Genomic DNA, 19636 nt, shown 5'->3' with positions numbered 1-19636 from the left:
GCCTAAGTGTCGTTTGTAGATCATCCATTACTGGAAAAGCCTAGCGTCGACATCCCCACTCTCCTAATGAGCTTGGGCGAAATTAGTGTAGCGCTGCCAACAATGTCGGTAGCGGAAATTGTATCCGGCGTAGTTATTCGGCCCGTAAAAGATGGACCGCAATGGCTGTCAGGTGAAGTGCGCTGGAGAGAGCGTGCGGTGCCGTTGATAGACCTACAATTTTTAGCGACAGAGCGCAGTTACGATTACCAAGAAGGCGATCCTATTGCGGTGTTAAACAGTGCAGGTGGTAGTGATCATTATCGTTTCTTCGCTATTCGACTTCAAACTGTGCCTAGGATTCTGCGTTTGATGGCGCCTGATTTGACGGAGGTCGAGAACGTAGCGCTCCCTGGTATGGCCATGGCGCTAAAAATTAATGAAGTACAGTATTGGTTACCTGATTTAGTGGAAATAGAACAGCACTGGATTTCATTTGTGGAGCGCATAGCGAATCGCTAAGCGAAATCACCGTAAAATTGTTGGAGAATAGTTAGCGCGACAATCGGCGCAGTCTCGGTTCTCAGTACTCGGGGTCCAAAAAGTACCGATTTAAAGCCCGATGCCTCTGCCAAGATAATTTCATTCTCACTTAGCCCACCCTCCGGACCAATCAGTAGCACCGCATTCTTGACCGATAGTTCCTCTTGAAGCTTACTTACCGATCGATGGTGTAATACTAATTTCAGATCGAAGTTACTGCCAAGGGATGGAATAAGTAAAGCCGTGGTGAGAGGTGACTCAACCATCGGACTATGAAAACGGCCACATTGTTCTGCCGCCGCGTCAACAATTCCTTGCCAACTAAGAAGCTTCTTCTCTAGTCGCTCGTCCTTTAACTTGAACTCACTACGTTCCGCAATCATCGGAATGATCCGGCTCACACCCAGTTCGGTTGCCTTTTGAAGTGCATAATCAAAGCGATCACCCTTAGAAATGGCGATACAGAGTGTTATCTCAAGAGGAGATTCAGTTGAGGAAGTGCCTGACTCGGTAACGGCTATCACCGCGGTCTTTTTGCTTGATTGCTCTGCTAGGCTGCCCCTGACAAACTCGCCACTGCCGTTGAATATTTCAACAGCTTGACCGGGCTTGGCGCGGAGAACTTTTAGGAGGTGATGGCTAGGCGCGGTCGATAGCTCGAGCACTTCCACAGGAAGTGTAAGCGCTCGGTCTAGTAAACGGATCAACCTAGCCATTCAGCGTTTAGTACTTGTAGGTCTCAGGCTTGTAAGGGCCTTCAACTGGGACATTAATGTACTCTGCCTGCTGTGTCGTTAGCTGAGTTAACACCCCGCCAAAGCCCGCTACCATGTTGGCTGCAACTTCTTCATCGAGCTTCTTCGGCAGAAGCTCAACGGTGATGTTGGCCGTCTTTTCGGCGCTGGATAGATCGGCAAATTTACGCTCGAAGAGATACATCTGTGCTAAGACCTGGTTTGCAAATGAACCATCCATGATGCGTGACGGATGGCCCGTTGCGTTACCCAAATTCACTAGACGACCTTCTGAAAGCAGAATCAGGTAGTCGTTGGTGGCGCGGTCACGGTGAACTAAGTGCACCTGAGGCTTAACCTCTTCCCATTCCCAGTTCTCACGCATGTATGCGGTATCGATCTCGTTATCGAAGTGACCGATGTTACACACGACACATCCCGGCTTAAGGGCTTTTAGAATGGCTGAATCAGCCACGTTGACGTTACCGGTAGTGGTTACCAGTAAGTCGGTGTTGCTCAGTACTTCAGTGTTAGTATCTTCAACTTTGCCGGTATTAATTCCGTCGTTGTACGCACTGACCACTTCGAATCCGTCCATACATGCCTGCATGGCACAGATTGGATCAATCTCAGTGATACGAACAATCATGCCTTCCTGACGAAGTGACTGTGCTGAACCTTTACCTACGTCACCGTAACCAATCACGAGCGCTTTCTTGCCCGCTAACAGGTGATCTGTACCGCGCTTAATGGCGTCGTTAAGTGAATGACGGCAACCATATTTGTTATCGTTCTTGCTCTTCGTTACCGCATCGTTAACGTTAACCGCGGGAATCTTTAGCTCGCCTTTCTCCATCATTTCGAAGAGGCGGTGAACACCGGTAGTGGTCTCTTCCGTCACACCGTGAATGCGTTCAAGAATCTCTGGGTACTCGTTGTGGATAAGTAACGTAAGATCACCGCCGTCATCAAGAATCATGTTGGCATCCCAAGGCTTATCGTCCTTGAGGATGGTCTGATGTAAGCACCACTCGTACTCTTCTTCGGTTTCACCCTTCCAGGCAAAAACGGGAACGCCAGAAGCTGCGATAGCCGCGGCCGCTTGGTCCTGTGTAGAGAAAATGTTACAGCTTGACCAGCGAACTTCAGCACCCAATGCCACCAGTGTTTCAATCAGCACGGCGGTTTGAATGGTCATGTGGATACAGCCCAAAATCTTCGCGCCAGCAAGCGGCTTCTCGGCCTGGTAGCGAGCACGAAGTGCCATCAATGCCGGCATTTCCTGTTCGGCAATGTGAATTTCTTTACGACCCCAGTCGGCTAGGTTGATATCGCGGATTTTGTAATCAGTCATGGTTAGTACCTCAAATTCTTTATAGGGCGGCAGCGGCTGTCAGCGCGTCAACCTTGTCAGTTTTTTCCCAGGTGAAGGCGGTGAAGGTCTTGGAGTGTTTGGTAACCACGCCCTTCTCGCTTTCGGTCCATTCATAGGTGTGTTCAAACGGCTTACGACCAAAATGACCGTACGCAGCGGTTAGTTGATACATTGGGTAAAGCAGGTTTAACTGCTTAGTAATTGCATAGGGACGAAGATCGAATACTTCGCGAACGATCTCGGCCAAACGCGCATCGCTCAACTTACCGGTACCAAAGCTGTTAACGGAAACTGAGGTAGGCTCTGCAACGCCGATGGCGTAAGAGACCTGAACCTCAGCACGATCAGCAAGCTGAGCAGCCACTAAGTTTTTCGCTACATATCGACCAATGTATGCCGCACTACGATCTACTTTTGATGGATCCTTGCCGGAGAACGCGCCACCACCGTGACGCGCTGCACCGCCGTAGGTATCAACGATAATCTTTCGACCAGTTAAGCCACAGTCACCAACAGGGCCGCCGATCACAAAATTACCGGTAGGGTTGATGTGATACTTGGTGTCTGCATGAAGCCATTCAGCGGGAAGTTCCGCTTCGATGATTTCACGAAGCACCGCCGCGCGAAGTGTTTCTAACGATACGTCCGGGTCATGCTGAGTTGAAAGAACAACAGCGTCAATAGCTACCGGCTTTCCCGCCTCATCATATCGCAAGGTTACCTGAGACTTGGCGTCTGGGCGCAACCACGGAAGAATCTTGTTCTTGCGGAGATAAGCCTGACGCTGAACTAACTTATGAGAGTAGTAGAGTGCGGCAGGCATAAAATCTTCGGTTTCATTAGTGGCATAACCAAACATTAATCCCTGGTCACCCGCGCCTTGCTCCTCTGGCGCACTGCGATCTACACCTTGCGCAATGTCAGGGGATTGCTTGCCAATGGCATTGATTACCGCACAGGATTCGCCGTCAAAGCCGACTAGCGAGCTGTTGTAGCCAATGTCGGTAATCACCTTACGGACGATATCTTCAAGGTCGACATAGCAGGTAGTCGTAGCCTCGCCTGCAACAACTGCCATGCCAGTCTTCACAAGTGTTTCAACTGCTACACGAGCATGGGGGTCGCGCGCGATCATGGCGTCTAAAATGGCGTCCGAGATCTGATCTGCTAGTTTATCGGGATGTCCCTCAGAGACGCTCTCTGAAGTAAAAAGGGTGTACTCACTCATCTGTGTTGCCCACTTGTGTTGTAAACGTAAAAAGTTGAAATTGAAAACCATTGCGTAAGGCAAAAAACTGGCTGTCAACGGGTTTCAGGCGAGCGTCATGCGCCCACCTTAATAATTCTTCCTGTTCAAATCCCTGCCAGAGGTCTCCACAGGCATCCTTTACCCAGCTTTGGTCGTGGCGGACTAAGTCGCATACGACCAAAAGCCCTTGGTGGCTCAAATAGCCAGCAAGATCTTTAAAAATCCGTGCCGGTGATGGCGTGTGGTGGAGAACCATATTGACGACAATTAAATCAGCGGTATGAATATCTCCGTGGCTGGTATCGCCATGAATTAGGGTCACGTTATCTAGGCCTTCCAGTGCCACCGTCTGGCGAGTCACATCAAGCATAGTTGATGAAATATCTACAGCTTGAACGTTCTGATAACGCTGACTTAGGAACGCGAGTAACTCGCCGCGACCAGGGCCAATCTCCAGTGCAGTGTCCCGTTGCGTACCCAGCCGATCAATCATCTCTGCAACCTGCTCGCCATACACACCGAAATCCGCTATGAGATCTTGTTGTTCTCGAAGTGAGGTGGCATTCACTTCGAAAAAATGTTGAGCGGTGACTGCGCGAGCCTGATGAACATCGGCCACGTTTCCTTGAATGGAATCATCAAATTCTAGTCGGTCAGTCGTCAAATAAAGCGCATCAGCAAGCGCTGAGAGCTCACCCGAAACGGGTACTCGGCGATAAAACGCGCTAGTACCTTCCTTGCGGCTTAGAATTAGCCCCGCGTGAGTCAATAACTTTAAATGATGACTCAAAGCAGGTTGTCGCAACGAGAAGATTTGGCAAAGCTCAGCTACATTGTATGAGTTGCTTGCTAAAACACGCAGAATCATCAGACGCAGAGGATCCGCAGCTGCTTTTAAAAAGGCTCCAGTGTGATCCAAGCGTGAAATTGGTGCGTTAATTCGACTCATGGCGACATAGTATCAAAAAATTTCAATATATCAAAATATATTGATATAAAGGGTCGTTATGATCTTTAAATTAACATAGCCGAAAAGCACTCATTTTGCCGTTGCTCTTAGTTCAGGCATCAGTGAAAATAGCCATTGCTACGATTCAGATGCTTTTCGTCCTTTTATTCTATTCAACAAGGAGCTTCACATGCCCTCTCGTCAAGACTTAGCCAATGCTATCCGCGCATTATCAATGGATGCTGTTCAGCGTGCTAACAGTGGTCATCCGGGCGCCCCGATGGGGATGGCGGATATTGCTGAGGTTCTTTGGAATAAATTTTTGAAGCATAACCCAAGTAATCCAGACTGGGCCGATAGAGACCGTTTTGTGTTGTCGAACGGTCACGGTTCGATGCTGATCTATTCACTTTTGCATCTCAGTGGGTATGAACTTTCAATTGAGGAGTTGAAGAACTTCCGTCAATTACATTCAAAAACACCTGGTCACCCTGAGTATGGTTACGCACCGGGTATTGAGACCACCACTGGCCCGCTCGGCCAAGGTGTCACTAACGCCGTGGGGATGGCGTTGGCTGAAAAGATGATGGCAGCGCAGTTTAACCGTGAAGACCATGACATTGTTGACCATCACACCTATACCTTCCTCGGCGATGGTTGCCTAATGGAAGGCATCTCTCATGAAGCTTGTTCACTGGCTGGTACACTTCAGCTAGGCAAGCTAATTGCCATCTATGATGACAATAACATTTCGATCGACGGCGAAGTTGGCGGTTGGTTCGGTGATGATACGCCAGCGCGATTTGAAGCCTATGGCTGGCACGTTATCCCGAATGTGGATGGCCATGACGCAGCGGCTTTAGAAGCTGCCATCGAAGCGGCTAAGAATGAAACTTCGAAGCCAACCTTGATTTGCGCCAAGACCGTGATTGGTTTTGGTTCGCCGAACAAGCAGGGCACTTCTGGTGTTCATGGGGCTCCACTCGGTGATGAAGAAATCGCCGCAGCTCGTAAGACGCTAGGTTGGTCCCACGATGCATTCGTGATTCCTGACGATATTTATGAAGCATGGGATGCCAAAGATAAAGGCGCTGCTGAAGAAGCGGAGTGGGATGATCGCTTTGCCGAGTATGCAACCGATTACCCTGAGCTAGCAGCGGAATTCAAGCGTCGTATGGCGGGCGAACTGCCGGAAGGCTTTGCTGCAGACATGGCTGCTTTCATCGCCGATGCGCAGGCAAATCCGAAGAAGGTAGCAACGCGTCAGGCAAGTCAGATTTGCTTAAATCAATTGGGCCCTATCCTACCTGAAATGGTTGGTGGCTCAGCTGACCTTGCGGGCTCTAACCTGACCAAATGGGACGGAAGTAAGGGTGTAACCGGTGCAGATGCGTCGGGTAACTACATCTACTACGGTGTTCGTGAGTTCGGAATGAGCGCAATTATGAACGGAATTGCGCTGCACGGCGGTTTCGTCCCTTACGGCGGTACCTTCCTTATGTTCATGGAATATGCCCGCAACGCAGTTCGTATGGCAGCATTGATGAAGCAGCGTGCAATTTTCGTGTACACCCACGATTCAATTGGCTTGGGCGAAGATGGCCCGACTCACCAGCCAGTAGAGCAGCTCACCTCGCTTCGTTCTACTCCGAACCTGGAAACTTGGCGCCCCTGTGACGTGGTAGAAAGCGCTGTGAGTTGGCAGGCGGCAGTGGAGCGTAACGACGGTCCAAGTGCGCTAATCTTCACGCGTCAAGGTCTTGAGCCGCAGCCGCGTAGCGCTGATCAGGTTGCCGACGTAGCCCGCGGTGGTTACATTCTTTCCGATAGCGAAGGCACACCAGAGCTAATTCTGATTGCAACGGGTTCAGAGGTTGAGTTAGCTGTTCAGGCTAAGAAGGCGCTCGCAGCACAGGGTAAGAACGTGCGCGTTGTTTCCCTTCCCTGTTGTGAGCGTTTCGATCAGCAGGACGCAGCTTATCGCGAGCAAGTTTTGCCGAGCGCTGTATTGCCGCGTGTTGCTATTGAAGCAGCACACCGTGACTACTGGTACAAGTATGTAGGTCTAGACGGTCGCATTGTTGCCATGGAAACTTTCGGTGAATCAGCACCAGCGAATGAGCTGTTCGAAATGTTTGGTTTTAGCGTGGATAACGTGGTGACGGTGTCGCTGGAACTGCTAGCTTAGGAGTTCGCGTGAGCGCTCAACTTGCCATTAACGGTTTCGGACGTATCGGTCGATCGGTACTTCGCGCCATAGTTGAACGCGATCTTTGGCACCACTTAGCGGTGGTGTCAATTAATGAACTGGCGCCTATTGAAACGATTTGTCACTTGCTCAAGTATGATTCCACACATGGACGGTTTCCGGGCTCAGTGACTATCGAAGATAGTCGTTTAGTGGTCAACGGCCATGCTATTGATATTACTCATGAGGCCGAGTTCTCTGCCTTGCAAATCGACTGTGATGTACTTATAGAGTGCTCAGGGAGTGTTAGTGCTGAAGTGGCACGCCGACAAATTCGCGGCCGCTTGAAGCATATTCTCATTTCCAACCCCTCCCAGCCGGAGGTAGATTGCACGTTGATCTACGGCTTTAACCAAAACCAAGTTACCTCGAGCGACGGCGTGATTTCCTGTGGATCTTGCACCTCCAATGCGCTTATTCCGCTGGTGGCGGAGTTGGATGCACAATTCGGCGTGGTAGCTGGAAGTAGCTTAACACTGCACTCGGCAATGAACGATCAGCCAGTTATCGACGCTTACCATGATGTTGATCTTAGGCTGACTCGCAGTGCCATGCAGTCCATGATTCCGGTTGAGACGGCCCTTGATAAAGGTGTCTATCGATTGCTGCCTCACCTTGAGGGCCGATTAAATAGCTCTTCTATCCGCGTTCCGACGTCAAATGTCTCGGCTATAGAACTTACTGTACAAACAGAACATGCAGTAGATCGCGGTGCTTTCACACAGAGCCTTCAGCGACTGGCGGATGATAACCAATATATTACGATCACTACCGAACCACTGGCATCGTGTGACTTCATCCACGACGATCACAGTGCAGTGATTGATATACCGCAAAGTGCGGTAGTAAACGACCATTTAGTGAAGGTACTAATTTGGTTCGATAATGAATGGGGCTACGCGAACCGACTGGTGGATAGTGCGCTTCATCTTCAACAAATGATCAGCTTGGGAGAGCTAACATGACCGTAAAGTTAATGGCAAACGAATCACTGGCCGGCAAACGCGTTTTAATTCGCGAAGATCTGAATGTACCAATCAGTGATGGGAAGGTGACTAGCGATGCGCGGATTCTAGCTGCGCTTCCCAGCTTAAAGTTGGCGTTGGAGTCGGGTGCTGCGGTGATGGTGATGTCTCATTTAGGACGCCCAGTAGAAGGCGGTACTGAAGAAGAAAATGCCGCTTATTCGCTAGCACCGGTCGCGGCGTGCCTAAGCAAGTTGTTGGGCCAGGAAGTACCACTGATCAAAAATTGGCTCAACGGCGTAGAGATAGAAGCAGGACAAATCGTTCTCCTTGAAAACGTTCGTTTTAATGCGGGTGAAAAAAAGGACGACGAGGCATTATCCAAGCAAATGGCGGCACTTTGCGACATCTACGTGATGGATGCCTTCGGTACAAGCCATAGAGCCCAAGCCAGTACTCATGGTGTCGCGAAGTTTGCACCCACTGCGGTGGCGGGGCCACTTTTAGCGGGAGAGCTTGAAGCGCTATCGCTTGCTCTTAAGGCGCCGGCTAAGCCGATGACTGCCATTGTAGGCGGATCAAAAGTGTCGACGAAGCTCACTGTCTTGGAGCAGCTCGTTGATGTGGTTGATCAATTGATCGTTGGCGGAGGCATTGCCAACACCTTCTTGGCGGCCGCGGGTCACCCTGTGGGCAAGTCGCTTTATGAAGCGGACCTGATCCCAGCTGCTAAGGCGCTCATGGCGAAAACAAATATTCCATTGCCCGTTGATGTGGTGGTGGGCAAGGAATTCTCTCCTACTGCTGAAGCGGTTGTGAAGGCAGTGGAGGATGTAAGCGAAGACGATATGATCTTCGATATAGGTCCAGAATCGGCTCGTCAAATGGCGACTCTCCTCACTGAGGCGAAAACGATTTTGTGGAATGGACCGGTCGGCGTTTTTGAGTTCGACCAATTTGCAAAAGGGACGGAGGCGCTTTCACAGGCTATCGCAAAGAGCCCTGCATTTTCGTTAGCGGGCGGCGGTGATACGTTGGCGGCTATCGATAAGTACAACATAAAAGACCAGGTATCTTATATCTCAACCGGCGGTGGTGCTTTCCTTGAGTATGTTGAAGGGAAAGTGTTGCCAGCAGTTGCGATGTTGGAATCAAGGGCCTAATCAAAGCAAATAGGGAACGTTGCGCACGCGCAACAACAAAGAGGATCTAACCATGGCACTCATTTCGTTGAGGCAGTTACTCGATCATGCCGCTGAATACAATTACGGTGTTCCGGCATTTAACGTTAATAACTTAGAGCAAACGCGGGCAATTATGGAAGCGGCGCAAGCCACAGACAGCCCCGTGATCCTCCAAGCATCGGCCGGCGCGCGCAAATATGCGGGTGCGCCTTTCCTTCGTCACATGATTCTTGCTGCGGTTGAGGAGTTTCCGGATATTCCTGTGGTCATGCACCAAGATCATGGTACTAGCGCTGCGGTATGTCAGCGTTCAATCGCGTTGGGCTTTTCATCGGTGATGATGGACGGCTCGTTGGGCGAAGACGGCAAGACCCCAACTGACTACGACTATAACGTTAACGTCACACGCCGAACGGTTGAGATGTCTCACGCGTGTGGTGTATCGGTAGAGGGTGAGCTCGGTTGTTTGGGCTCCTTGGAAACTGGGCAGGCTGGGGAAGAAGATGGGATTGGTGCAGAGGGTATTCTGAGCCATGAACAGATGTTGACGGACCCAGAGGAAGCGGCAGACTTTGTTGCAAAGACGCATGTGGATGCTTTGGCGATTGCCATTGGTACTTCGCACGGAGCCTACAAGTTTACTCGCCCACCAACGGGCGATATTCTAGCGATTGATCGTATTAAAGCTATCCATCAGCGTATCCCGGGCACTCACCTAGTTATGCATGGATCATCTTCAGTGCCGCAGGAATGGTTGGCGGTAATTAATGAATTTGGCGGTGAGATTCCGGAAACTTACGGTGTGCCAGTGTCGGAGATCTGTGAAGGAATCAAGCATGGTGTTCGTAAGGTTAATATCGATACCGATCTTCGCTTAGCGTCAACCGGTGCGGTGCGTCGCTTCTTGGCTCAGAATCCAAGTGAATTTGACCCTCGTAAGTTCCTTCAGCGCTCTACCGAGGCGATGAAGGACATTGTGGTTAATCGATACGAAGCCTTTGGCACGGCAGGGATGGCGAGTAAGATTAAGCCGATCTCTTTGGATGATATGGTTGCGCGCTACGACAGCGGTGAGTTGAATCCTAAGATTCGCTAAGGCGTCTCTTAAAGTCGACTTAGCGTCGTTCGATCAAAAAGGCCTCTACGCACGTGTAGAGGCCTTTTTTGTAGATGAAAATTCACTGCTTACTAGAAAATGTCTTCGAGATCTCGACTTTGTTGAGTCTCGTCAGATTGATAGATGTCTTGAATTGCGTTGGACTCATATTCTGGCAAAAACTCTCGACGGAAGTATTCTTGTACGCTGTTTTGGTTGTCGTGGCTACGTAATCCATTCTCTGGGTTAATTCGAACGGAGACAACGCCGTCAGGAATTGATCGTTCATAGACGGGTTCATCTTGTAATGCTGCTCGCATATAATTTATCCAAATCGGTAGCGCCGCAGACCCTCCATATTCATTTGAACCTAACTTTTGAGCACTGTCATAGCCAACCCAAACAGAAGTGGTCACATTCCGTTGGTAGCCCGAAAACCATGCATCTACAGGACCATTGGTTGTGCCGGTCTTGCCGCCAATATCGGGGCGTTCGAGTACGCGAGCTCTTCGGCCGGTACCACGCTGAATCACATCCTTAAGAATGCTATCAAGAATAAAATTAGCGCGTTCATCGACAACTCTCGGGGCATCGGTGCTAACTTTTCCATCGTCAATACTGAAGTCCGATAACGATAGTGCCTCAACATCCTCTTCTGTGCTTTGAGCTTGGACACGCTGTCGTTCACACTCAGTATCGCAGACGACGACCCGAGGATGTTCGAAGATAGTGCGTCCAGACCGATCTTCAATGCGGTCAATGACGAATGGCTGCACATGGTAACCGCCGTTGGCGAGGACTGCGTAACTTTCTGCCATTTTCAGCGGTGTGGTAGCGTAAGACCCTAGCGCGATTGAGGCGACAGCTGGCAGATCACGACGTTCAAAACCAAACCGAGCTAAAAAACTACGCGTTGGATTGACGCCCATTTGCTGGACTAAGCGGATCGATACCATGTTTCGACTACGGTAGAGCGCTTCTCGGAGGCGTATTGGGCCGCTAAAGCGACCGCCGTCATTCGTGGGGCGCCAGATGTTTTCCCCGCCGACGTCAGCGATGACAACAGGCGAATCGTTAATCATGGTGGCAGCGGTCATTCCGCTCTCAAGCGCCGCTGTGTAAATAAGAGGTTTAAAGCTAGAGCCCGGCTGTCTAACTGCTTCAAGTGCGCGGTTGAATTTACTCAAAAAATAATCGTAGCCACCTACTAGGGCGCGAACAGATCCATCATTAGGCGAAATTGAGACTAATGCCGCTTGAGCATCTGGTATTTGGACGATGGCATTCTGAGCTTCATTGAGGCGCACCACGTCTCCTACTGCGAAGACCTCGGCTAAGCTTACCGGGGTGTTACCACGAAGATCTTCGCTAATATAGCGCCGAAAATCAGATAAGTCGTCGCGATAATCCAACGCGATTTGCTCGCCGCTGCCGGTAATCAAGTTGATTGTGCCATCGTCTAGGCTGAGAATTGCTGCTGGGATCTTACCGCCAACTTGACGCATGTCGGCGAGTTGGGCGGCCCATAGTTCGGAGTTAGGCTCCCAATCTGCTGGTGCAGGATTGTCTGGACTCCACTGATTAAAGCTCGTTTCCGGACCTCTGTAGCCCTTTCTTGAGTCAAATTCATCGAGACCGTCAATAACACTCTGCTGAGCTACTTGCTGAAGCTCGCTATCGATCGTGGTGTAGATTCGATATCCAGAACTTTGGTAACTAGAGCCATAAGTCTCCTCAGCGAACTGTCGCGCAATTTCCGCTATATATGGAGCTTGTACGTCAACGACCACATCATGGATGCTGGCTGTAACAGGTTGAGCTATTGCTTCGTTGTAGGCAGTTGCGTTGATGTAATCTAGCTCAAGCATACGTCCCAATATCCAGTCTCTGCGAATGAGCGCTCGTTCGGGATTTACGATGGGGTTGAAGATGCTTGGGCCTTTTGGAAGTCCGGCAATCATTGCTACCTGAGCGAGGTTTAATTCCTCGATGTGTTTGCCGTAGTAAACCTCTGCGGCCGCTTCAATGCCATAGGCACGTTTGCCAAGGAAGATTTTGTTGACGTAAAGTTGGAAAATTTCGTCTTTACTTAGTTGTTGTTCAATCTGATAGGAAAGTAAAATCTCAGAAAACTTTCGGGTGAAGGTCTGTCCACGATGCAGGTAGATATTTCGAGCGACCTGCATGGTTATTGTGGAGCCCCCGCCTTGAATCTCGCCGGTGCTAGCTAGCTGAAGAACCGCTCGCGCTATGCCGCGATAGTCAACTCCGCTGTGTTCGAAAAAACGATCATCCTCTGCAGCTAAAAACGCTTTAACCACTACTTCGGGGATGTCCTCGGCTAAGATAGGAATGCGTTTTTGTTGGCCAAAAACACCAATTAATTTGTTATCTCGTGAGTAGACCATGAGCGGGGTCTGCATTTGAATGTCGTTGAGCTCTTGCAACGGCGGCAGTTTTGGGCTCAGATAGAGGTATATGCCAGCTGCTGTCATGATTCCGCTACCTAAAATGGCGATGACAGACCAGAGAATAAAACGTATAAAAGCGGGTAGCTGCATAGTGAGAGCCAAATTTCCAATAATAGTTAACGGTTGCCGAGTGCAGTTTAACACTGGGTCTCAGGAATAAAAATATACTTACCAATTCGATTCGTGGGCGAGTAAGTTTACAGTATATCGTGCTTTTCTGGCCGAGCTGACGAACGTATCACATTTGCAACGCGAATTTTGTGTAAGATAACATTACTGAATAATATTTCTTCGTTAGGAATCGAAATAATGAGTTTAAAGGGGCTGTTTGCAAAACCCCAGCGTCGCCTTCTTGGTCTTGATGTTAGCTCAACAGCGGTCAAACTGCTGGAGTTGAGTAAATCTGGAGATAAATACCGAATAGAAGCCTACGGCGTTCTTGGTATTCCTGAAGGGGCCGTTGTTGATCGTACAATAAAGGATCCTGAAGCAGTATCCGCGGTGATACGAAAGCTAGTTTCCCGTACTGGAACCAAGTTAAAGGGTGCTGCCGTCGCAGTAACCGGATCTTCGGTGATTATCAAGCGTTTACAAATGCCGGCAGAGCTCTCGGAGTCTGACCTGGAAACGCGGATTATCATGGATGCTGAGCAGTATATCACTTTCCCGATCGAAGAGGTTTCGTTGGATTTTGAGGTGCTTGGACCCTCTCAAACAGAAGGTCAGCTAGATGTTCTCCTCGTGGCTTGTCGCTCCGAAAATGTTGAAATGCTGGCGGATGTGGTTTCTGCTGCGGGCCTAGTGCCAGAGGTTGTCGACGTAGAAGTGTTTGCCTTGGCTCGAGCATTTAGCTTTGTTGCGCCACAGTTAGAGGCTGATAAAGACTCAGCCATAGCACTATTTGATATTGGTGCTACTGCAACTAACATTACCGTCATCCAGGGAGGGGCTACTGGGGTTCCGCGCGAGGTGAACTTTGGTGGTCATCTACTAACCGATCAGATTATGCAGCGATATGGCCTCTCCTTGGAGGAAGCTGGGCAGGCAAAGCGCTTGGGTGGCTTGCCGGATGACTATCAGTCAGAGGTGCTCGCCCCCTGGATTGAAGATGCAGTGGATCAATTGCAAAGCAACCTGCGCAACTATGTTTCTGCGGCGGCAATTGATGAAGTTGATTATGTGGTATTGGCTGGTGGAGGTGCTGCCATACCGGGACTTGCGGAGGCATTCGAAGCCCGTACTGGTATTCAAAGTTTTGTCGCGGATCCGTTCGCTCGGGTTAATTTCGCGAAGCGAATTAATAAGCGCGCCCTTCAGTCAGATGCCCAGGCGATGACCGTAGCAACAGGCTTAGCGATGTGGAGTTTTATTGATGGCAAACATTAACCTACTCCCGTGGCGCGACAAGCGCCGCGAGCTCAAGAAGAAAGAATTTATTCAGATTTGCTTCTTGGTTGTAGTTTCCGTAGCGGGCGCCCTGTTTGCAGTGTCTCAATGGTATTCCGCAGTTCAGGATAACCAGGCTCAGCGCAATGCGCTGTTGGATAACGAGATACGCCAGTTACGACTTCAGGTCGCAGAAATTCGTTCGTTGCGAGAGCAAAAGCAAGAAATGATTGATCGAATGACTGTAATCCAAAGTCTGCAGGGTGATCGACCAATGATTGTTCACCTATTCGACCAGTTGGCGCGAACCTTACCTCAGGGCGTCTTTTATAATACCGTCAAGCGTGAAGGTGATCGCATTCAAATTGTGGGGATAGCTGAGTCTAGTGCTCGTATCTCTGCATTGATAAGGCGTTTAGAGGCATCTGAGTGGTTTGATGACCCGAGACCGACCGAGATTAAGGCGGCTCCGCAGTACGGAGAGTTTGCTAGTCAGTTTAGTCTGGTGATGCAAATCACAAAGCCATCGCAAGAAGAGGAGGATAGCTAAATGTCGTTACAAGAATCGCTATCCAAGTTGAATGAGATTGATATCAATGATATCGACTTTGAGAATATTGGAACTTGGTCGCTTGGTGGGAGAATCTTTGTTTGGTTACTACTCGCGGTAATTGTCGCGGGAGTAGGCTACTGGTTTGTGATTCAACCGCAGATCGATCAGCTAGAGCAATCTAAGGCGCAGGAAGTTGAGAAGCGTCGGCAGTTTGAATCGATGGCGGCACAGGCTTCTAGTATTGACGTCTACCGCGCTCAATTGGTAGAAATTGAGCAATCGTTTTCGGCGCTACTTTCACAGCTTCCATCTGAAACAGAGGTTCCTGGGCTGCTCGATGATATTTCAGAGACCGGCATTAACAGCGGTTTGTCTTTTAAGACGATCCAGCTGCGTCCAGAACAGGTTCGCGAATATTACATTGAGCTCCCTATTCAGATCACCGTTTCAGGTGGCTATCACGATATGGGAACTTTCGTTAGTGGCGTTGCGGGGCTGTCACGAATCGTCACCCTGCACAATTTTGATATTAGTGGCAGCAATCCTGACGATTTGCAGATGGAAATTACTGCCAGTACCTATCGCTACAAGGGAGGTGATGAGTAATGAAGAAATCTCTCCTAAGTGGCTTGGCTTTTACCATTGCGTTAAGTGGTTGTTCGGCCGACCAGTCAGACCTTCAAGGTTATGTTAACCAAGTCAAGGCAAGACCAGCTGGCCGAGTGGAACCTCTTCCAGAGTTTGCACCCTATCAGACGTTCGTCTATGCGGCATCGGGCCGACGAGCGCCATTTGAACTACCAATTTCAGCGGAGCAGATGTTGGCGCAACGTGCGGCACAGGTCAGTGAGATTCAGCCGCCAGCCGATCATATCCAGCAGCCACTAGAGCTCTATGCGATCTCAGATTTACGTATGATTGGCTACGTGGACCACCAAGGTGCACGGTGGGCGACGCTTCAGGACGCTGGCGGCTCTGTTCATCGAATTGGGGTTGGAAGTTATATCGGAAAGAATTACGGGCGCATTACTAAAATCACCGCCACACACATTGAATTACTTGAAATTGTTCCCAATGGCCCACGCTCTTGGATTGAGCGGCCCCGTACCATGCAAATGGTCGGGTTGGAACAATTGGGCAGCAACTAAAAAGAGAGACTATAGATGATCCGTCAAACTAAAATTGCATTGACTATGCTGGCAGGCGCGCTAACTTCAGTACCGCTGTTGGCTTCGGAATTGACGAATATTGAGTTCAATACTCTACCGGGTGAGCAGCTTGAGGCAGTCCTAACTTTTGATACCGAGGCGCCAGCAGCTTCGGGTTATCTCATGGAGTCCCCCGCTAGGATAATTGTTGACCTGCCTGATACTGACAACGGTGTTGATCAACGTCGATTTAATCTATCTGGCGACGTTGCAACGAGTGCCATGTTGCTCTCAACGGACGAAAAAACCCGTCTCGTTTTTAATCTGAGTGGGGCTGGCCAATATGAAATGCTAACACGTGGAAATAAAGTGTCAGTGATTATTGATAAGCCACGAGCTACGTCCGCTTCACAAGGTATGACGCAACAATTTTCGGGCGCAGCAACGTCGGCTAATCAACTTGCTGATTTCGATTTTCGCCGCGGCGATCGTGGCGAAGGCAATGTCATACTAGATCTAGGCAGTGCTAGCGCGAATGTTGACGTCGATACACGAGGTAGCGACATCGTTGTCACTATCCCGAACTATACCGTACCAGCAAGGTTGCTGAGCCGTATGGATGTCGTGGACTTTGCTACGCCAGTGAGCTTAGTATCTTTCGAACAACGCGGACAAGATGCCGTTGTGACCATCAATACCTCTGATGATTTCGATATGTCTGCTTATCAAGCTAATGACGAGTTTGTGGTGAGTGTAGCGCCATTGACTCGAGAGCAACGCGTCGAGCGAGAAGCTGAGTTTGCCTATCAGGGCGAGACGTTAAGCTTTAATTTTCAGAATATCGAAATTCGTTCGCTGCTACAGATTATTGCCGATATTACACAGTTGAATCTTGTTGCTAGCGACAGTGTTCAGGGTGAGATCACTTTGCGACTCGTCAACGTTCCATGGGACCAAGCTCTTGACTTAGTGCTAAAAACCAAGGGTCTAGACAAACGGTTAGTTGGTAATGTTCTTATGGTTGCTCCTGCGGCTGAGATTGCCGAGCGTGAGCGAGTAGAGCTTCAGAACAGCATTGATCTTCAGCAGCTCGCTCCGCTGTTCACCGAGCATTTCGAGGTGAATTATGCAGATGCGGCGGAGATTAATGCATTATTCCAGCAGATGAATGAAGAAACGGCTTCAGGCCTGCTAAGTGGACGCGGCAGTGTTATTGTCGATGAACGTACCAACTCCATCATTATGAGCGATACACAGGCTAAATTGATGGAATTTAGGGAGCTATTGCATAAACTAGATATCCCCGTTCGTCAGGTATCTATTGAGGCGCGTATCGTCTTGGCAAGTACTGGCTTCAGTCGTGACCTTGGTGTTCGCTGGGGCTATGACTACGCGAATTCAGGAAGTGACGGTGAAGCAACTATTGGTACGGGCACCGTTGACGGAGTTGTCGATATTGTCAACGGTGATCCGATAAATTACGGAGATGGTCCGGGCGGCCTGGTAGTTGATTTAGCAGCGACACCCTCCGCAGGGACTGCTACCTCGTTCGCGGTAGGTTTATTATCTTCGAGTGGCAACTTCCTGACCTTAGAGCTTTCGGCTTTGGAGGCTGAAGGTCGCGGTGAAGTTATCTCTCAACCTAAAGTTATAGCAGGTAACCAACAAACGGCTGTCATTCAATCGGGTTCAGAGATTCCCTACCAGCAGGCAACGTCCAGCGGTGCGACAGCAGTCCAGTTCAAGGAAGCAACCTTAAAGTTGGAAGTAACCCCGCAAATTACACCGGACAACCGAATTATCATGCAGTTAGTGATTAATAAAGATTCCATCGGTGAGGTCGTAGCGGGAGTTCCGACCATCGATGTGACTCAACTTGAAACACAAGTCATTGCTGATAACGGTCAAACCATTGTTTTAGGTGGTATTTTTGAACAAGCTGTGGTCGAATCGGAGGCTAAGACGCCAATACTTGGTGATCTTCCGGTAATCGGGCATCTGTTCAAGCAAACGAGTCGTCAAAATGATAAGCAAGAAACGCTTATCTTTATTACGCCACGTATTTTGGAGGCGCCCCTAGATAGCCAATAGGGTAGGAATGAAGTCTCGTCAGAATATTTTTTTAGTTGGGCCGATGGGAGTGGGGAAGACAACCATTGGCCGATTACTTGCCGATCGATTGGGTCGGCATTTTTACGATACGGATCGAGTGATCGAAGAGCGAACAGGCGCAGATATCCCTTGGATCTTCGACGTAGAAGGTGAAGCGGGATTCCGCCGAAGAGAGCAAGCGGTTTGTGCCGAATTGGCGAAAGAGCAGGCGTTAGTTATCGCGACTGGCGGTGGAATCGTAGTTAATGAAGAGAATCGTCGAGCAATTCGACGCGACGGTATTGTTATTTTTCTCTTCGCAACGATCGATCAGTTAGTAGATCGCACTGCGAAAGATACACGTCGACCGTTACTCCAGAACGATAATCCGCGAAAAGTTATTGCTGAAATCTTCGACTCTCGCCTACCCCTCTATCAAGAATTAGCAGATATCACCGTTGCAACCGATAAGTCCGCACCGCGTCTTTTGGTGAATGATATTCTGCGACAGTTGGACCAACATCATGAAAACTCTTAACGTTGAACTGGGTGAGCGTAGTTACCCTATCTATATTGGTACGGACCTCCTGTCGGACAAATTGCTCTTTGAGAAGCATATTCGCGCTACTCAAGTTTGTATTGTTACTAACGATACCCTCGCTGACAGTTATGCCAAGCAAGTGGCCGCTGCGTTGAGCGAATTTCAATTAACTACCGTAGTGCTTCCAGATGGTGAATCTTTTAAAACACTCGATACACTCCAGCGCATCTTCGATCAGCTTCTCGAGGAGCGGCATAATCGAACTACCACACTCATCGCAGTTGGTGGAGGCGTAATTGGAGATATGACTGGATTTGCCGCCGCGTGCTACCAACGGGGTGTTGATTTTATCCAAGTCCCTACGACCTTATTATCACAGGTTGATTCGTCCGTTGGCGGTAAGACTGGTGTTAATCATCCAGCTGGTAAGAACATGATTGGTGCTTTCTATCAACCTCAGGCCGTAACGATCGATTTGAGCGTATTAAAGACCCTGCCCGCCCGAGAGTTATCAGCGGGTTTAGCTGAAGTGATTAAATATGGATTAATTTGGGATCATAGCTTTTTCGAGTGGTTAGAGCTCAATATTTCAGGGCTGATGGCCTGTGATTTAGCGCTGATGGAATACGCTATTCAGCAATCTTGCGCCACTAAGGCCGAGGTAGTTGCGGCTGACGAACGAGAAGGTGGTCTTAGAGCTATTTTAAATCTAGGTCACACTTTCGGCCATGCTATCGAAACTCATCAGGGTTACGGTACCTGGCTTCACGGTGAGGCCGTTGGAACCGGAATGGTCGTCGCCGCTGAACTCTCTCAGGTGCGCGGTTATATCAGTGAGCAATTCGTAATTCGAATTCGCGAGTTAATCTCAGCCGCAGGCTTGCCTACTCATGTCCCCTCGGAGATGAGCAACACTGAGTTTCTTCAGCTCATGGCGGTTGATAAAAAGGTATTAGACGGTCAGCTACGGCTGATACTCAACGTTGGGCACGGCAAAAGTGCCATTTTTGACGATATTACCGAAGAATCTGTTAAAGTAGCGCTTGATCGCTGCCGAAAGGAAATTTGATTCGGCACGCGTCCGAGAGCATTCGCCCGTGAATACGGGCCTCTCCGCTAGGCAA

17 protein-coding genes are annotated in these 19636 nt (G+C 49.4%); 12 read left to right on the top strand and 5 right to left on the bottom strand.

The annotated features are described in order from the left end of the window. Positions 1–6: 6 nt before the first annotated feature. Positions 7–501, top strand: coding sequence for a chemotaxis protein CheW (locus tag Q0698_RS01915; RefSeq protein WP_298633176.1), 495 nt, complete (start codon positions 7–9; stop codon positions 499–501). Here the strand turns inward: Q0698_RS01915 and Q0698_RS01910 are convergent. Genes Q0698_RS01910 through Q0698_RS01895 form a run of 4 tightly spaced genes read right to left on the bottom strand, consistent with a single transcriptional unit; the run spans position 498 to position 4829 of the window. Beyond that, positions 498–1238 (bottom strand): 16S rRNA (uracil(1498)-N(3))-methyltransferase, encoded by a 741-nt coding sequence (locus Q0698_RS01910; RefSeq protein WP_298633174.1) that lies wholly within the window; start codon positions 1236–1238, stop codon positions 498–500. The genes Q0698_RS01915 and Q0698_RS01910 overlap by 4 nt on opposite strands. A gap of 7 nt (positions 1239–1245) precedes the next feature. Then, entirely contained in the window at positions 1246–2610 is a 1365-nt protein-coding gene (gene ahcY / locus Q0698_RS01905; RefSeq protein WP_298633173.1) for an adenosylhomocysteinase, read from the bottom strand. A gap of 19 nt (positions 2611–2629) precedes the next feature. Beyond that, complete coding sequence (gene metK, locus Q0698_RS01900) at positions 2630–3859, bottom strand: methionine adenosyltransferase (protein WP_298633171.1); 1230 nt, start codon at positions 3857–3859, stop codon at positions 2630–2632. Beyond that, positions 3852–4829 carry a metalloregulator ArsR/SmtB family transcription factor gene (locus tag Q0698_RS01895; RefSeq protein WP_298633170.1) on the bottom strand — a complete coding sequence of 326 codons (978 nt, stop codon included), beginning with the start codon at positions 4827–4829 and terminating at the stop codon, positions 3852–3854. Before Q0698_RS01895 ends, metK begins: the two co-directional genes overlap by 8 nt. Before the next feature lie 190 nt (positions 4830–5019). Between Q0698_RS01895 and tkt the strand changes: the two genes are divergently transcribed. From tkt to fba, 4 genes are read left to right on the top strand one after another with little or no spacing between them, the layout of a single operon-like run. After that, positions 5020–7017, top strand: coding sequence for a transketolase (tkt, locus tag Q0698_RS01890; RefSeq protein WP_298633168.1), 1998 nt, complete (start codon positions 5020–5022; stop codon positions 7015–7017). 8 nt (positions 7018–7025) lie between these two features. Further along, a complete protein-coding gene (locus tag Q0698_RS01885) occupies positions 7026–8042 on the top strand; it encodes a glyceraldehyde 3-phosphate dehydrogenase NAD-binding domain-containing protein (RefSeq protein WP_298633166.1) in 1017 nt (338 codons plus the stop codon). Next, positions 8039–9205, top strand: a complete 1167-nt coding sequence (locus Q0698_RS01880) for a phosphoglycerate kinase (protein ID WP_298633165.1) — start codon at positions 8039–8041, stop codon at positions 9203–9205. Before Q0698_RS01885 ends, Q0698_RS01880 begins: the two co-directional genes overlap by 4 nt. 52 nt (positions 9206–9257) lie before the next feature. Next, positions 9258–10322 carry a class II fructose-bisphosphate aldolase gene (gene fba / locus Q0698_RS01875; RefSeq protein ID WP_298633163.1) on the top strand — a complete coding sequence of 355 codons (1065 nt, stop codon included), beginning with the start codon at positions 9258–9260 and terminating at the stop codon, positions 10320–10322. Between the two features lie 92 nt (positions 10323–10414). Here the strand turns inward: fba and Q0698_RS01870 are convergent, their stop codons facing one another. Then, positions 10415–12817 (bottom strand): PBP1A family penicillin-binding protein, encoded by a 2403-nt coding sequence (locus Q0698_RS01870; RefSeq protein ID WP_298633161.1) that lies wholly within the window; start codon positions 12815–12817, stop codon positions 10415–10417. A 285-nt stretch (positions 12818–13102) separates the two neighbouring features. Here Q0698_RS01870 and pilM point away from each other — a divergent pair, with 285 nt between their 5' ends. From pilM to aroB, 7 genes are read left to right on the top strand one after another with little or no spacing between them, the layout of a single operon-like run. Further along, positions 13103–14179 carry a type IV pilus assembly protein PilM gene (pilM, locus tag Q0698_RS01865; protein ID WP_298633159.1) on the top strand — a complete coding sequence of 359 codons (1077 nt, stop codon included), beginning with the start codon at positions 13103–13105 and terminating at the stop codon, positions 14177–14179. Further along, positions 14166–14729: a PilN domain-containing protein gene (locus Q0698_RS01860; protein ID WP_298633157.1), complete on the top strand. Its 564-nt coding sequence runs from the start codon at positions 14166–14168 to the stop codon at positions 14727–14729. Before pilM ends, Q0698_RS01860 begins: the two co-directional genes overlap by 14 nt. After that, on the top strand, positions 14730–15338 hold the full coding sequence (pilO, locus tag Q0698_RS01855) for a type 4a pilus biogenesis protein PilO (RefSeq protein WP_298633155.1): 609 nt from the start codon (positions 14730–14732) through the stop codon (positions 15336–15338). Next, entirely contained in the window at positions 15338–15880 is a 543-nt protein-coding gene (locus tag Q0698_RS01850; protein ID WP_298633154.1) for a pilus assembly protein PilP, read from the top strand. Before pilO ends, Q0698_RS01850 begins: the two co-directional genes overlap by 1 nt. A gap of 15 nt (positions 15881–15895) precedes the next feature. Further along, positions 15896–17971: a type IV pilus secretin PilQ family protein gene (locus Q0698_RS01845; RefSeq protein ID WP_298633152.1), complete on the top strand. Its 2076-nt coding sequence runs from the start codon at positions 15896–15898 to the stop codon at positions 17969–17971. A 7-nt stretch (positions 17972–17978) separates the two neighbouring features. Continuing rightward, entirely contained in the window at positions 17979–18509 is a 531-nt protein-coding gene (aroK, locus tag Q0698_RS01840; RefSeq protein WP_298633150.1) for a shikimate kinase AroK, read from the top strand. Continuing rightward, positions 18496–19581 carry a 3-dehydroquinate synthase gene (aroB, locus tag Q0698_RS01835; protein WP_298633148.1) on the top strand — a complete coding sequence of 362 codons (1086 nt, stop codon included), beginning with the start codon at positions 18496–18498 and terminating at the stop codon, positions 19579–19581. Before aroK ends, aroB begins: the two co-directional genes overlap by 14 nt. Positions 19582–19636 lie beyond the last annotated feature (55 nt).

Source organism: uncultured Umboniibacter sp. (assembly GCF_947497555.1).
Classification (GTDB): Bacteria; Pseudomonadota; Gammaproteobacteria; order Pseudomonadales; family DSM-25080; genus Umboniibacter.
The sequence above is the reverse complement of the archived record's forward strand: the minus strand, read 5'-3'. Positions and strand labels throughout refer to the sequence as shown.